This window comes from Streptomyces ziwulingensis (assembly GCF_039542605.1).
Lineage (GTDB): Bacteria > Actinomycetota > Actinomycetes > Streptomycetales > Streptomycetaceae > Streptomyces > Streptomyces ziwulingensis.
On the sequence record NZ_BAABIG010000052.1, the window covers coordinates 121,340 to 134,543 of the forward strand.

The following is a 13,204-nucleotide window of genomic DNA, read 5'->3' on the forward strand; positions in this document are numbered from 1 at the left end:
GACATGATGGCCCTGCTCCAATCGCTGTTGCCCGCCGGCCCGCTGCACGTGAACGGGGATCGCCTGACCCGCCGGCTGGAGGCACTGCGCGCGTTCGGCGGCGGTGCCGACGGCGGCGTCACCCGGCCCGCGTTCACCCCGGACGACGTACGGGCCCGGGACACCACCGCGGGCTTCCTGCGCGAGGCCGGCCTGCGGGTACGGGTCGACGCGGCCGCCAACCTCATCGGTCACGCGCCCGGCCGCGACCCCGGCCTCGGCACCCTGGTCCTCGGCTCCCACCTGGACACCGTGCCGGGCGGCGGCGCCTTCGACGGCGCGTACGGCGTGATGGCGGCCGTCGAGGCCCTGCAGAGCCTGCACGACCAGCACCGGCGGCTCGACCACGCGGTCGCCGTCATCGCCTTCGCCAACGAGGAGGGCACCCCGGACACCTCGCCCATGTTCGGCTCCCGGGCCGTGGCCGGGCTGGTCGACGAGGAGGAACTGACCCGGCCCACCGCCGACGGCCGCACCTTCGCCGAGGTCCTGGACGGCGCCGGCGGCGACAGCGCCCGCCTGCACCGGGCCCGTTGGCCGCAGGGCTCGATCACCGCGTTCCTGGAGGCCCACATCGAACAGGGACCGGTCCTGGAGAGCGCCGGCGCCCGGATCGGCATCGTGGAGGCGATCAGCGGACGCCAGACCGCCGAGGTCACCGTCAAGGGGGTGGCGGGCCACGGCGGCACCACGCCGATGGAGGGCCGGCGCGACGCCCTGGTCACCGCGGCGCGAGCGGTGCTCGGGGTCCGTGAACTGGCCGGACCCTCGGGTGTGGTGCGGGTCGCCACCGTCGGCCAGTGCCGGGTGCTGCCGGGTGCCTGGAACGTCGTCCCCGGGGAGGCGCGGCTCCAGATCGACCTGCGGGACGTCAGCGCAGACGCCATGGACAAGGGACTGGCCCGGCTGCACGCCCTGATGGACCACATCGCCGCCGACACGGGTACGGAGATCACCGTCACGCCCATGCAGCGCGTCGCGCCCACCCGGTGCGACGACCGGCTGCGCAAGCTGGCCACGGCCACCGCCGAGTCCCTCGGACACGCTCACCTGACCCTGCCGAGCGGCGCGGGACACGACGCCCAGTGGATGTCCCGGGTGGCCCCGACCGGCATGATCTTCGTGCCGAGCCGGGGCGGGGTCAGCCATGTGCCCGAGGAGTACACGGCCCCCGAGGACCTGGTCGCCGGCGCCGACGTCCTGCTGAACCTCCTGCTGGCCGGCGACCGGGAGCCGCGCGCCCACCGGTGAGCGGCGCGGCACGTACCCGCACACGACGGTGCCAGGGCCTCCCAGCCCTGGCACCGTCGTCTTCGTACCCGCCCGGCTCCCCGGGCGCTCAGCCGTGCAGCGACCGGCGGCCGGTGCGCGCGGGGCCCGGCACCCCGCTCAGCCGTGCCAGTTCGTCCAGCGTCATACACGGGCGGGAGCAGCCCCAGGCGGGACCGCCCAGCACGATCTCCGGCGGCAGCCCCGGGTCGCCCAGACCGCTGATCACGAGCGCGGCCTCGGAGAAGTCGTCGTGCAGGCTGAGCCGGGTGGGCGTCACCACGCAGGTCATGCCGGAGGCCGTGGCCGCGAGGAGGCCGTTGCGGGTGTCCTCGATCACCACGCACCTCTCCGGCACCACGCCGATCGAGGCCGCCGCGACGTCGAACACGTCGGGTGCGGGCTTCTTGCGCCGCACCGACTCACCGGTGACGAGCGTGAGCTGGGCGGCCAGTTCCGTCCCGAGCGCGGCCCGCACCAGGGTCCGCACCGAGTCGCGCGCCCCCGCGGAGGCGACGGCCACCCGCCAGCCGGCCCGCAGGGCGTCCCGGGCCAGGCGGCGGACACCGGGCCGCGCGGTCACCTCCCCGGTCCGCAGCGAGGCGACGTAGAACTGCGTCTTGCGCCGGTGCCAGGCGGCGACGATCCGCCGCCACTCCTCCGGATCGTCGGGCACGTCGAAGACGGCGCGGAAGCGCGGGTCGTCCCGCAGCAGATGGAGGCGTTCCTTGCCGCCGGAGACCCGCAGGGCGCGTTCGTACTCGGCGTCGCTCCAGCGCCAGGGGACGCCCGCCTCCTCCCACACCTGGTTGAAGGCCTTCAGGTGACGCTGGATCTCGACGTCCACGATGACGCCGTCACAGTCGAAGATCAACGCTTGCCTCATAGGCTTCTCCCCGTGCTGCCCAGTACGTCCGCGTAGTGGCGGCACAGTTCGCCGATCCGGCTGTGCGCCGCTCTGACCAGGTCCAGCGGTTCGGTGCTCCCGGCGCGGGCGAAGCCGTGGACGGCCGCCGTGTACGTCTCCTTCAGCACACTGGAGAAATTGACCTTCGTCACGCCGCTGTCCACCGCCTTGCGCAGGCTCCCCTCGGGCAGCCCGCTCCCGCCGTGCAGGACCACCGGGACACGCGAGGAGAGCCACCGGGCCCGCTCGTAGTCGATCTTCGGCTCGGTCAGGTGCGTCCCGTGCCGGGTGCCGAGATCGGGTCCGAAGCAGTGGACGCCCGTCGCGTCGAGGAAGGCCGCGACGTCCGCCGGGTCCGTCCGGGGACCGGCCGGCTCCGGCGGGGCGTCCACCCGGACGATGCGCTCGAACTCCCCCTCGATCTCGGCCTCCCGCCGCTCGGCCTGTGCCACGAGGCGGCGGGTTTCCCGCACGCTCTGCGCCGCGGGCAGGTGCGAACTGTCGAAGAGGGCCGAACGCCAGCCGCTGTCCAGGCAGGACAGCAGGAAGCCGGGGTCCTGGCAGTGGTCGAGGTGGAGGACGGCCGTCGCGCCGTGCAGCCGTCTCTTGGCCTCGAAGGCGGTGTGCAGGAGGCCGGGACCCCAGAATCTCGCCGTGCGCACCGACACCTGCACCACCACGGGGGAGCGGGCCCGGGCGGCCGAGGAGACGACGGCGTCCATGCTCAGTTCGTCGATGACATTGAACGCGGGAATGGCGTAGCCGCCCGTGCGGGCGTCGTCGAGCAGCTCACGCAGCCGTACGACTGACATGTGTCTCATTTCTTGGTCTGCGGACAACGAGCGTGGCCGGCGGCCGGCGCCGGGTCAGTCGTAGTCGATCCAGTCGGCGCCCTCGATCTCCGCCACCAGGTCCGCGAGCTGGTCATGGGTGTCGGCGGTACCCAGCACCGAGGCGACCGTGCCGTCCGTGCCGGCCCGCCAGTCGGCGACGGCGCCGCGGTGCGTGCTGAGGGACACGCGGTCGACACCGGGCCGGTCACGCAGGGCGTACAGGCCGGGGCGCACGTCGCGCACGCGGTGCGCGCTCATCGGCGGCAGCACCAGGTAGTGGAAGGCGAGCCGGTCGCCGGACGACACGGCCGGCGGTTCGACCGGCAGGCCCAGCGCCGCCCGGACCGCGATGTCGGCCGGGTCGGCGCTGCCCGAGCGGACGGACAGGTCGTCGACCCACCCGCCGAGCCTGCCGTTGACCTCGATGACCCGCGGGCCGTCCGCCGTCAGTTTCAGCTCCACGTCGGCGATGCCCGTGCGGATGCCGAGGGCGTGCACCGCCCGGCAGGCGAGGTCGCGCGCGGCATCCAGCTCGGCGGCGGGCACCGTGGACGCCTGCCCGTATCCGCCGCGCTCGCGGTAGGGCTCGGCCAGCGCGAACTTGCTGGTGACGAAGACCGGCCGGACCTCGTCGCCGGTGGCCAGGCAGTCCACGGCGAGGTAGTCGCCCCACGGGTGCTCGACGGGGCGCCCGACGAGGAGTTCCTCGACGACGGCGGTTGTGCGCGCGGACGAGGTGCGGGCCCGGTCGTCGGCCAGGATGCGGGTGACGGCCTCGGCGCACTCCGCCTCCGTGGCGACCGAGACGGTGTGCCTGCTGGCGGCGCCGGTGGTGGGTTTGACGATCGCGGGCAGCCCCACCCGGGCGAGGGCGTCGCCGACGTCCGCCACCCGGGCCACCTCGCAGAACCGCACCGAGTCGACGCCCCGGTCCCGCAGGCGCTCGCGCTGGAGGTCCTTCTTGGTGATCGCCCCGACGTCCTCGACGCGGTGGTACGGCAGGTCCAGGAGGTGCGCGAGCCGGGCCGTCGGAGCGATCCGCCCCTCGCTGAAGGTGACGATGCCCTCCGGCTCGAAGCGCTTCACCCGGTCCGCGATCCCGGACGCCTCCAGGCCCGCGGCGTCGACGACCGAGCCCAGCATCTCCAGGGCGGGCGTCATCTCCCTCGCGTGGTCCGACCCGGCGGTGACGAACACGAGCGCGCAGCCGTTCCGTTCGGCGGCCTGGGCCAGCCGAACGGGTGGAAGGCTGCCGTAGTCGTAGGTGACCAGCAGTGACGCGTCCCTTGGCATACACCCACCTCAAGGTCGGTATCTGTGCACCGACTTCAAGGATGCGGGGCCAGGGGCCCGGGGGCGGCAGTCCGCACGGCAGATGGATCGGCAGATGCCCGGTGGGAAGGACGCCGGCGTCGTCCTCCAGCAGCCGGAAGCGGAATCTCCCGGGACGAGCAGGGTCTGGGCAGCGGCATGCTCAACATCCCGGCACCGCCGCGCTGAAGCCGCCACCTCACGGACGGATCGGGGCTGGAACTGCTGGACACGCGCTCACCAGCCCTTTCTTAGCATTCACTGTGAAGTCAACAGAATTGTTGACGATCGATCGCGAGCGCCTCTAGGTTCGCCAGTGCGGCGGTTCGCCTGCCGCGACGAAGAGACCGATGAGACCGGTGAGTCCGATGAGACCGGTGGGACCGGTGGGACCGATCAGGGAGACAGGGACTGTGAAGCACAGGGCAGTGAAGCGAAGGTCTGTCGTCATGGGCATCGGAGCGGGCGTCGGCGTCGCGGCGGCGGGCGGGATCGCGCTGACCGCCAACGCCTCCGGCACGGGCGGCACCAGCGGCTCGACGTCCTCGGACGCCCTGGTCTTCGACAAGGACGACTACACCGAGCTGACCGAGACCATCGCCGACGCGGCGGGCACCGACCACGAAGTGGTGTACCACTTCTACAAGCCGCGCGACTACGTCACCGTCCCGTCGGACGACACGCACCAGAGCCTCGTGGTGAGCGTCCCCGTGAAGATCGACGGCAAGGCCGTCGATGCCCGGAACGCTCCCATCGTCCTGGCCAACGCGGTGGGTGCCTACATGCCGTCGAGCGTGGCCGAGGCCACCGGCGTGGGACAGGCCGCGCTGGAGATGGGCGATCTCATGACCGGCGGTGGCGGCACGGGCGGCGTCAACGGCATGGTCAACCTCGCCAAACTCGCCCTCGTGGCGGGGTACGTCGCCGTCGAGCCCGGGACGCGGGGCCGCAGCCTCGCCGACTCCTCCGGCGCCCACTACGGCATGGCACCGGCCGTCATCGTGGACCTCAAGGCCGCCGTGCGGTACGTGAAGTTCAACAAGGGCCGCATCCCGGGCAACACCGACCGCGTCGTCTCCACCGGCACCAGCGCCGGCGGCGCCGTCTCCGCACTGCTCGGCGCGTCCGGTGACAGCCCCCGCTACGACAAGTACCTCAAGGCGGTCGGTGCGGCGGACGCCAGTGACGCGATCTTCGCCACCGGCGCCTGGTGCCCGATCACCGACCTCGAACACGCCGACGGTGCCTACGAGTTCAACTGGGGTGCTCTCGTCACCCAGAGCACCGGCAAGGCCGTCGACCAGACCGTGTCCAAGGCGCTCCAGTCCCAGTTCGCCGAGTACCAGGCGTCCCTCAAACTGAAGGGCCTGAACGGCTTCGGCACACTCACGGCACGCAACTACGACCAATACCTGCTGGAGACCTACCTCCAGCCGTCGGCCACCACCTGTCTGGCGGCCCTCTCGGAATCCGAGCGTACGGCGTACCTGGCGAAGAACACCTTCCTCACCTGGTCGGGCGGCAAGGCGACCTTCACCTGGGACGACTACCTCACCCACGTCGCCAAGCGGAAGAAGACCGCTCCGGCCTTCGACGCGTTCGACCTCTCCGCCGGTGAGAACAACGAGTTCGGCACCGCCACCACCAAGGCCCGCCACTTCACGGCGTACAGCCTCAAGAACGACACCACCGGCGTCACCGGCAAGCGGCTGGAGAGCGACCTCCCCGAACTGCTCGACCTGATGAACCCGATGTACTTCCTCGGCAAGCGCAACTCTGGCCGGTCGAGGCACTGGTGGATCCGGCTCGGCACCAGTGACACCGACACCTCCCACGTCATCTCCGCCAACCTCGCCGCCGCCGCCCACCACCTCGGCGACGACGTCAGCCACGAGTTCTACTGGGACCAGGGCCACGCGACCAACGCCGACCCCGGCGACTTCCTCACCTGGGTCGCCAAGGTCTGCGGCTACCGTCGGTAGCGAAGGCCGCTCACGCACCGGTCCGGGTCCGCTCACGCACCGGCCCGGGTCCGGCCCGCCCCGGGCCTGCGGGGGCGTGTGGTTGACTGCTGCGCATGGTCCTGTCCCCGCATCCGCCCGTTCGGTCGTGACCGCCGATCCGGCCGCGGCCGCCCGGCCCCGCAACCGCAGGCAGCTCATCGTGGAGGCGGCCGGCCGGGTCTTCAGCGAGCGCGGCTACCACACGGCGTCCATGGAGATGATCGCCGCCGGTGTGGGGATCACCGCGGCGGCCCTGTACCGGCACTTCCCGAACAAGTACGCGCTCTTCGCCGAGTGCGCCGACGTCATGGCGGACGGACTCGTCGCCGCGCTCGACGAAGTGCCGCCCGGGGCGGACCTGACGGAGGTGCTCACCGCCGTCACCCGGGTCACCGTCGCCCACCGCGCCTCCGGCGGCGTGTACCGGTGGGAGGCCCGGTACCTCAACCGCGAGGACCGCCGGCAGCTCAAGGCGAAGTTCGGGCGCGTCGTCGGACGGGTCGACGAGGCGGTGCAGCGGGCGTACGCACTGCCCGACGAGCGGCTGCGGGCCATGGCGGCCCTCGGCGCGATCGGGTCCGTCACGATGCACCACACCTCCATCGCCCAGCGCCGGGCCGAGGAACTGCTGCTGACCTCCGCGCTGCGGGTGGCCGCGACCGACCCCGCCGCCTTCCGCAGCGACGCACACCCCGTCGGGCTGCCCGCCCAGCCGGTGCCGCGCACGCGCCGCGCGGAGATCCTCGCGGCCGCCGTCCCGCTGTTCGCGCGCGACGGGTTCGCCAGCGTCACCAACGGACAGATCGCGCGGGCGGTCGGCCTGGCCCCGTCCGCGCTCTACCGGCACTACTCCGGCAAGGCCGACATCCTGGCGGCGGCGTGCCTCCAGGCCGCGGCGCTGCTGGCCCAGGGGGTGGACCGCAGTCTTCGAGAGGTGGCCGGCCCGCACGCCGCCCTCGTCGCGCTGGCGGCGACGTACGTGGCCTACAGCTTCGAGTACACCGCGCTCAACAGCGTCGCCGAGGCCGAGCTGGCCGGCCTGCCCGCCGACCAGCGGCGGTCCCTGGTCCTCGCGCAGCGGGAGCACATCGCCGTCTGGGAGCAGCAGTTGCGGCTGGCCCGTCCGGAGCTGGACCCGCGCCAGGCCCGGGTGCTGGTGCACGCGGGGTTCGGTGTGGCGGTCGAGGCCGGACGGGGGCTGGGGTGGCGGGACGGCTCCGGCCACCGGGACGCCGTGACCGCACTGGTCGTGGCGTCCCTCGGCCTGTGACCGGACAGCCGGTCAGGATCCCGCCCTGTTCCCGGTGGGGATGGTGATGCCGGTGGTGGTGGGGGAGGTGCCCTTGTTGAGGAACAGCATGGCCAGGGCGCGGATGAACTGGTCGAACATGTAGAAGGTGCCGGGCAGGACAGGGGAGAGTCCCTCGCGGAACAGGATGAAGGCCGGCCATCCGGTGCGGACCAGGGCCGCCGCCGCGTAGTCCCGGGGCAGTCCCAGCCAGTCGCCGACCTCGTTGCCGAGGACGTAGCGCACGAACTCGTTCAGGAACCCGCGCGTGACGCCGAGATCGATCTCCGCGGTCAGCCCGAGCAGTTCCTTGGCCAGGTCGATGCCCTCGGGCGTGGTGGCGAGGATCGGGGTGAGCACCTGCGCCGACTGCGCTTCGGCTGCCGCCCAGGTCTGCGGAATGTACTCGTCCGGCACACCGAGCAGATGGATCGCCACCTGCCAGGAGTGCAGGAAGGCTTCCTGGTCCGCGGCGGACATCGGGATCTTCCAGTCGAGCATCTTGCGGTGGACGAAGGTGCCCAGGCTGTGGAAGGTGACCAGGATGTCGGCGGCGCTGATCGGGATGGTCTGGTCGGCGCCCTGCTGCCAGTGCGGCGACTGCGGCAGCAGGTGGCGCACCGCGGCGTGCACCAGGCGCGTCTTGTTGGCGGTGACGACGAACTGCCCGGTCGGCTCGAAGGCCTTGAGCTGGGACAGGTCGTAGCCGAAGGTGAACGTCTTGGCCGCGCGGTCCTTCATGTCTGCGCCGCCCGCGGACCAGTAGACGCTCCGGGCCTCCCGCGGGATGACGGTGCTCATGATGCCGCTGCCGAGGCCGTACAGCATGAACAGGTAGGTGTCCTTGCGCCGGTTGAAGTCGGCGGCGCGCTTCAGCTTGGCCGGGTCGGCCCAGGACGGCAGCTTGTTGACCTTCGCCAGATGGGCGGCGAGGTCGGCCGGCAGGCCGCTGGGCAGCGGGTCACCGTTGTTCACCCACGACGCCAGCGCGGTGTTGACCGCCGGGACCTGGCCGTTGTCGAGCAGTGCGGCCAACAGTGGATCCGTCGCGCTGTCCCAGATGTACTCCGGGTCCGCGCCCGTGCCGGTTCCGGCCACCGAGTCCGCCGACGCCCACGCCTTGGCGGGTCCCGTCACGCCCACGAGGCCGAGTGCGGCACCGAGGGACAGGACTCCTCGCCTGCTGAGATTCTGCATTTACTAACTCGCTTCCCTGATGGGCCAGACGGCGGTGCGTGCCGTTGTCCTGCTTGTCAGTCGCGTTACCACCGAGTTTCGGATCGTGCTGAGCTATGTGATTCCCCATTAACATAGCGAGGCGCGGTGCGGTCGGCAATGGGTGTGACCGAGGCTCTCGCGTCAGCACGACCCGACCGGGGTGGGGCGCGGCAGCGGGCCGGGCGGCAGTTCGCGCTCGCCGGCGCCACCGCCGGCCGCCTAGGGCGACGCCCTAGGGCCGGTCACGGGCCGGGCCGTGCCGTGGAGCCGGTCCCGGTTCCCCGCCCGAGCACCCGGCACGGGCGGGGCCTCAGCCGACGCCGCCCCCACCGGGCCCCGACGCCGCCGCGGCGGGATCTCCCGACGCGGCTGGGTCCGGCTCCCCGTTCCCCCGCCGCCCACTCCGGCTCCGGCTCCGGCTCCGGCTCCGGCTCCGCAGGAAAGCGATCAGGAGGAGCACGGCGGCCACCACCAGCAGGGCGAGCGGTGCCACGGTGGTGAGGGCGGTCAGTGCCAGGCCGGCCGAGGCCGCCTTGTCGCCCAGGTCCTTCGCGCTCTCGGGAGTGATGTCGAGGGTGAAGGCGGACACCGGCAGCAGGGGGAGCGGCTCCTCGCCGACAGCGGTGGTCGCCACCACCTTCCTGTTCACCGTCTGGTCGATGGCGATGCCGGTCTGCTGGTCGACGTAGGCGACCAGCGTCGACCGGCCCTGGTAGGTGAGCGGTACCGGGTCCGGCAGCGCGGACAGCGCCGCGGGGGTGAGACGGGCCCGGGCCGCGGCGTCGAGGGCCGGCACCAGACCCGCGAGCAGCTTCTTCGGCAGGGCGGCCGGCAGCGGGTCGAGCACCTCGGGGTCCTTGACCGGTGCCGAGACGGTGATCTCGTAGACATTCACCGCACGGCCCTCGCGCTCCGCGGCTCCGGTGCGACGGACCGGCACGATCGTGCGGGTCGTCGCGTCGTAGTACGTGTAGGAGTCGTCCGGCGCGGCGTCCGGCGGGAAGGCGGAACTCAGCGCGCCCCGCGAAGGCTCCACCGGCGTCGAGTCCGGCGGTGCCGTCCCCTCCCTGCTGCTCCGGTCGACGGCGTAGGTCTTGGTACTGGGCAGGGACTGCTCGCCCACCCGGACCGTCATCGTGTCCTGGAGCACGGCGGTGTCGCCGTGGGTGGAGGTGACCCGCACCCGGCGGTCGGCGGTGACGGGGACGCCGGATCTGAGGGCGTGCGCGGTGTCCCCGGACTCCAGGGCCGCGCTGTCCAGCATGGTGGCCTCGCCCGCGTAGCGCACCGTCTGGTCGGCGTCATCGGGCAGTTGGCTCGCGTTCGGGGCGACGACGAGGCGTACGGCCGCCGCGACAGCCACCAGGACGACGGCCAGGGCGATGAGCACGACCGTTGAACGACGTGCGGACACGATTTTTTCTCCCTCGTGATGTGTGTCATGTGCCGGGCCGCGTCACATGTTCTCGGCGCCGGCTCTGATCGCTTCGCGGATACGGGGATAGGTGCCGCAGCGGCAGATGTTGCGGATGCCGTCCAGGTCGGCCTCGGTGACCGGGCGGCCTTCCTCCCGGACCCGGCGGACCAGGGCGACGGCGGCCATGATCTGACCGGGCTGGCAGTAACCGCACTGGGCCACGTCCTGGTCGAGCCAGGCCTCCTGCATGGGGTGCAGGTCCGCGCCCACGGTGGCCGGAAGTCCCTCGATGGTGGTGATCTCGTCGGACGGCCGCAGGTCCCGCACGGGAATGGCGCACGGGTTGGCCGCCCGGCCGTTGAGGTGGCTCGTGCACGCCTTGCAGACGTTGATGCCGCAGCCGTACTTCGGCCCCGTCACACCGAGGACGTCACGCAAGACCCACAACAACCGTTCGTCGTCGGGGACGTCGACGGTGACCTGCTCGCCGTTGAGGCGGAACGTGTGCTCAGGCACGGAGAACTCCAAGCCGGCCCAGGGGCCGTCAGCGGACGTGGTCCAGGCCGTCGGTGGGGGAGGCCGGGACGGGCGGGACGGTGGGTTTCGGGGTGAAGGACAGGGTGCCGTGGTTGAGCGGGAAGACCGTGGGCATGGTGCCGGTGGCACGGCCGTACGCACAGGCGACCGCGGCCATGGACGCGGCCACGCCGAGTTCCCCGGCACCGCCGGGTTCGCCGGTGGAGTCCGGCATGACGACGACGTGCAGCTCGGGCGGTGTGTTCCACTGCCGGGTGTAGAAGTAGTTGTCCCAACTGGCCTCCAGGAAGGCCCCGTCGCGCAGGTGCAGACTGGCGGTCAGCGCCAGGGCGATGCCGTCCATCAGGCACCCCGTCATCTGCGCCTCCAGACCGCGCGGGTTGACGGCGAGGCCGACGTCCACGGCGATGACCGCCTTGGTGACGCGGGGGCCGGTCACGCCGTCGCGGATGGGCCGGCCCACGGTCTCGGGGCGGCAGTCGATCTCCACCAGCACCGCGCTGACGGAGTGGTACTCGGAGTGGAAGGCGATGCCCTGCGCGGTGCCGGCCGGCATGCTCCGGCCCCAGTTCCCGGCCTCGGCGACCTTGTCCAGCACCGCGCGGGAGCGGTCGTCGCGCAGGAAGTCGTGCCGGAACCGGTAAGGGTCCTTGCCCATCCTCGCGGAGAGCCGGTCGACGAGGAGTTCCCGGGCGCAGGTGACGTCGGGGGAGTAGACATTGCGCATACTGCCGGTGTTGAAGCCCTTGTCGGTCTCGCTCAGCAGCCGGCTGTTGGCCCCGAAGTCGTAGGGCATCGACTGGGAGAGCTGGAAGAACGTCTGCGAGAACCCGATGTCGCCCACCGGCAGACTCGCGGCCAGGGCGGTGAAGATCTCCCCGAGGCCGTGGCCGAGGTCGGTGGCGACACTGGTGTGCCGTTGCCGGTAGCTGAGGACGGTGTCGCCGAGGTAGGCGATGCGCACGCGGGAGGTGGCCATGGGGTGGACGCGTCCTTGACGGGAGTCGTCCGCGCGGTGCCACATGAGCTTGACCGGCTTGCCGGTCTTCTGGGAGACCTCGGCGGCCTCCAGCGCGGCGTCGAAGAAGAGCTTGCGGCCGAAGGAGCCGCCGCCCTCCGTGACATGGACGGTCACCGCCCGGAGCGGCAGGCCGAGCTTGGCGGCGATCGCCTCCTTCGCGACGATCGGTGCCTTCAGGCTCGCCCAGATCTCGGCCCGGTCGGCCCGCACGTCGGCTATCGCGCAGTTCGGCTCCAGTGCGCTGTTGCCGCGGAAGTGGAAGGTGAACGTCTCCTCCACGCTCGGTGTCAGCGGCGGCGGTCCGAGCGGCAGTTCGGCCGCCTTCAGTTCCCTGAGCACGGATGCGTCGGACTTGCCCTCCGCGCTTCCGGGCTTCCAGGACACCCGCAGGGCCCGTACGGCGTCGATGCACCGGCCGAAGGTGGCCGCCCGCACCGCCACCCCGGTCGAGATCACCACGACGTCGGTGACGCCCGGCATGGCCCGGACCTCACTCACATTGCCCACCGATCCGACCCGGCCGTTGATCGTCGGCGGCCGGCACACCATCGTCGGCAGGGCGTCCGGGACGGCCAGGTCCAGGGTGAACTCCTTGCGGCCGGTGACCGCGGCCAGGGCGTCGACACGGTTGTGCGGCCGGCCGATCACGGTGAACCGGTCGCGGGGCTTGAGAGCCACCGGCACCCGCTCGGTCCGCGCGCCCGCCGCCCGCTCGGACAGCTCCCCGATGCCGGCGCTCCGCTTCCCGGGACCGCTGACGACTCCCGCCGTGAGGGTCAGTTCGGCGACGTCGGTGTCCCAGGCGGCCGCCGCCGCCGTGAGCAGCCGCTCCCGGGCGACGGCGGCGGCGACCCGGATCGGGGTGTACGTCGAGAACGTGGTGTTCGATCCGCCGGTGAGCTGGTTGAACAGCAGCTCCGGTCGCGCGTCGGCCAGGGTGACGCGCACCCGTTCCAGCGGCACGCCCAGTTCCTCGGCGATCAGCATGGCCGTCGACGTGGTGATGCCCTGTCCCACCTCGGTCCGCGGCAGGGCGAAGGACACGGTGCCGTCCCTGTTCACCTCGACCGTGATCAGGCCGGAGGTCGGCAGGGCCGCCGCCGTCATCACGTCGTTGAGATCGATCAGCTCGGTGATCTCCGGGGACGGGATGTCCGCCCGGGCCCCGGCCGCGGGGACGAGTTCGGCCGCGGCCGTCAACGTCGGGGCGGCCAGCACGTATCCGAGGAACCGGCGTCTGGCGAGGGGCCGCGGCGCCGATGTGCGGTCCGGCCCGTGATCGCCGTTGCTGCGCGAGGTCGTCATCGTCCTGTCTCGGGTTCGCGGTCGGAAGGCCCACCCCCAGGCTCGCGGGGCGGCAC

At 72.1% G+C, this 13,204-nt stretch carries 10 protein-coding genes; 3 read left to right on the forward strand and 7 right to left on the reverse strand.

Annotated elements, in window-relative coordinates; genetic code table 11:
- Nucleotides 1–6: 6 nt before the first annotated feature.
- Nucleotides 7–1,290, forward strand: coding sequence for a Zn-dependent hydrolase (locus tag ABEB00_RS23800; RefSeq protein ID WP_345622135.1), 1,284 nt, complete (start codon nt 7–9; stop codon nt 1,288–1,290).
- Between the two features lie 88 nt (nt 1,291–1,378).
- On the opposite strand, the gene ABEB00_RS23805 is transcribed toward ABEB00_RS23800, so the two are convergent.
- From ABEB00_RS23805 to ABEB00_RS23815, 3 genes are read right to left on the reverse strand one after another with little or no spacing between them, the layout of a single operon-like run.
- Nucleotides 1,379–2,194 (reverse strand): HAD-IA family hydrolase, encoded by an 816-nt coding sequence (locus tag ABEB00_RS23805; protein WP_345622136.1) that lies wholly within the window; start codon nt 2,192–2,194, stop codon nt 1,379–1,381.
- Entirely contained in the window at nt 2,191–3,027 is an 837-nt protein-coding gene (locus ABEB00_RS23810) for a class II fructose-bisphosphate aldolase (RefSeq protein ID WP_345622137.1), read from the reverse strand. Before ABEB00_RS23810 ends, ABEB00_RS23805 begins: the two co-directional genes overlap by 4 nt.
- Before the next feature lie 54 nt (nt 3,028–3,081).
- The gene (locus ABEB00_RS23815; RefSeq protein WP_345622138.1) at nt 3,082–4,341 is read right to left on the reverse strand and encodes an ATP-grasp domain-containing protein; all 1,260 of its coding nucleotides are present in this window, start codon (nt 4,339–4,341) and stop codon (nt 3,082–3,084) included.
- 467 nt (nt 4,342–4,808) lie between these two features.
- Here ABEB00_RS23815 and ABEB00_RS23820 point away from each other — a divergent pair, with 467 nt between their 5' ends.
- Entirely contained in the window at nt 4,809–6,341 is a 1,533-nt protein-coding gene (locus tag ABEB00_RS23820) for a subtype B tannase (protein WP_345622139.1), read from the forward strand.
- Nucleotides 6,342–6,468: 127 nt separating this feature from the next.
- On the forward strand, nt 6,469–7,632 hold the full coding sequence (locus ABEB00_RS23825) for a TetR/AcrR family transcriptional regulator (RefSeq protein WP_345622140.1): 1,164 nt from the start codon (nt 6,469–6,471) through the stop codon (nt 7,630–7,632).
- 12 nt (nt 7,633–7,644) lie between these two features.
- On the opposite strand, the gene ABEB00_RS23830 is transcribed toward ABEB00_RS23825, so the two are convergent.
- The 4 genes from ABEB00_RS23830 to ABEB00_RS23845 form a co-directional block, all read right to left on the reverse strand.
- Entirely contained in the window at nt 7,645–8,847 is a 1,203-nt protein-coding gene (locus tag ABEB00_RS23830) for an oxygenase MpaB family protein (RefSeq protein WP_345622141.1), read from the reverse strand.
- A 331-nt stretch (nt 8,848–9,178) separates the two neighbouring features.
- Entirely contained in the window at nt 9,179–10,282 is a 1,104-nt protein-coding gene (locus tag ABEB00_RS23835; protein ID WP_345622143.1) for a porin PorA family protein, read from the reverse strand.
- 42 nt (nt 10,283–10,324) lie between these two features.
- Nucleotides 10,325–10,801, reverse strand: a complete 477-nt coding sequence (locus tag ABEB00_RS23840) for a (2Fe-2S)-binding protein (RefSeq protein WP_345622144.1) — start codon at nt 10,799–10,801, stop codon at nt 10,325–10,327.
- Between the two features lie 28 nt (nt 10,802–10,829).
- Nucleotides 10,830–13,148 (reverse strand): molybdopterin cofactor-binding domain-containing protein, encoded by a 2,319-nt coding sequence (locus ABEB00_RS23845; RefSeq protein WP_345622145.1) that lies wholly within the window; start codon nt 13,146–13,148, stop codon nt 10,830–10,832.
- Nucleotides 13,149–13,204 lie beyond the last annotated feature (56 nt).

Bases quoted from the DNA above. Each gene is read 5' to 3' on its own strand.
- ABEB00_RS23815 (WP_345622138.1), bottom strand. From the start codon at position 4,341: ATGCCAAGGGACGCGTCACTGCTGGTCACCTACGACTACGGCAGCCTT.
- ABEB00_RS23830 (WP_345622141.1), bottom strand. From the start codon at position 8,847: ATGCAGAATCTCAGCAGGCGAGGAGTCCTGTCCCTCGGTGCCGCACTC.
- ABEB00_RS23820 (WP_345622139.1), top strand. From the start codon at position 4,809: ATGGGCATCGGAGCGGGCGTCGGCGTCGCGGCGGCGGGCGGGATCGCG.
- ABEB00_RS23800 (WP_345622135.1), top strand. From the start codon at position 7: ATGGCCCTGCTCCAATCGCTGTTGCCCGCCGGCCCGCTGCACGTGAAC.
- ABEB00_RS23810 (WP_345622137.1), bottom strand. From the start codon at position 3,027: ATGTCAGTCGTACGGCTGCGTGAGCTGCTCGACGACGCCCGCACGGGC.
- ABEB00_RS23805 (WP_345622136.1), bottom strand. From the start codon at position 2,194: ATGAGGCAAGCGTTGATCTTCGACTGTGACGGCGTCATCGTGGACGTC.
- ABEB00_RS23845 (WP_345622145.1), bottom strand. From the start codon at position 13,148: ATGACGACCTCGCGCAGCAACGGCGATCACGGGCCGGACCGCACATCG.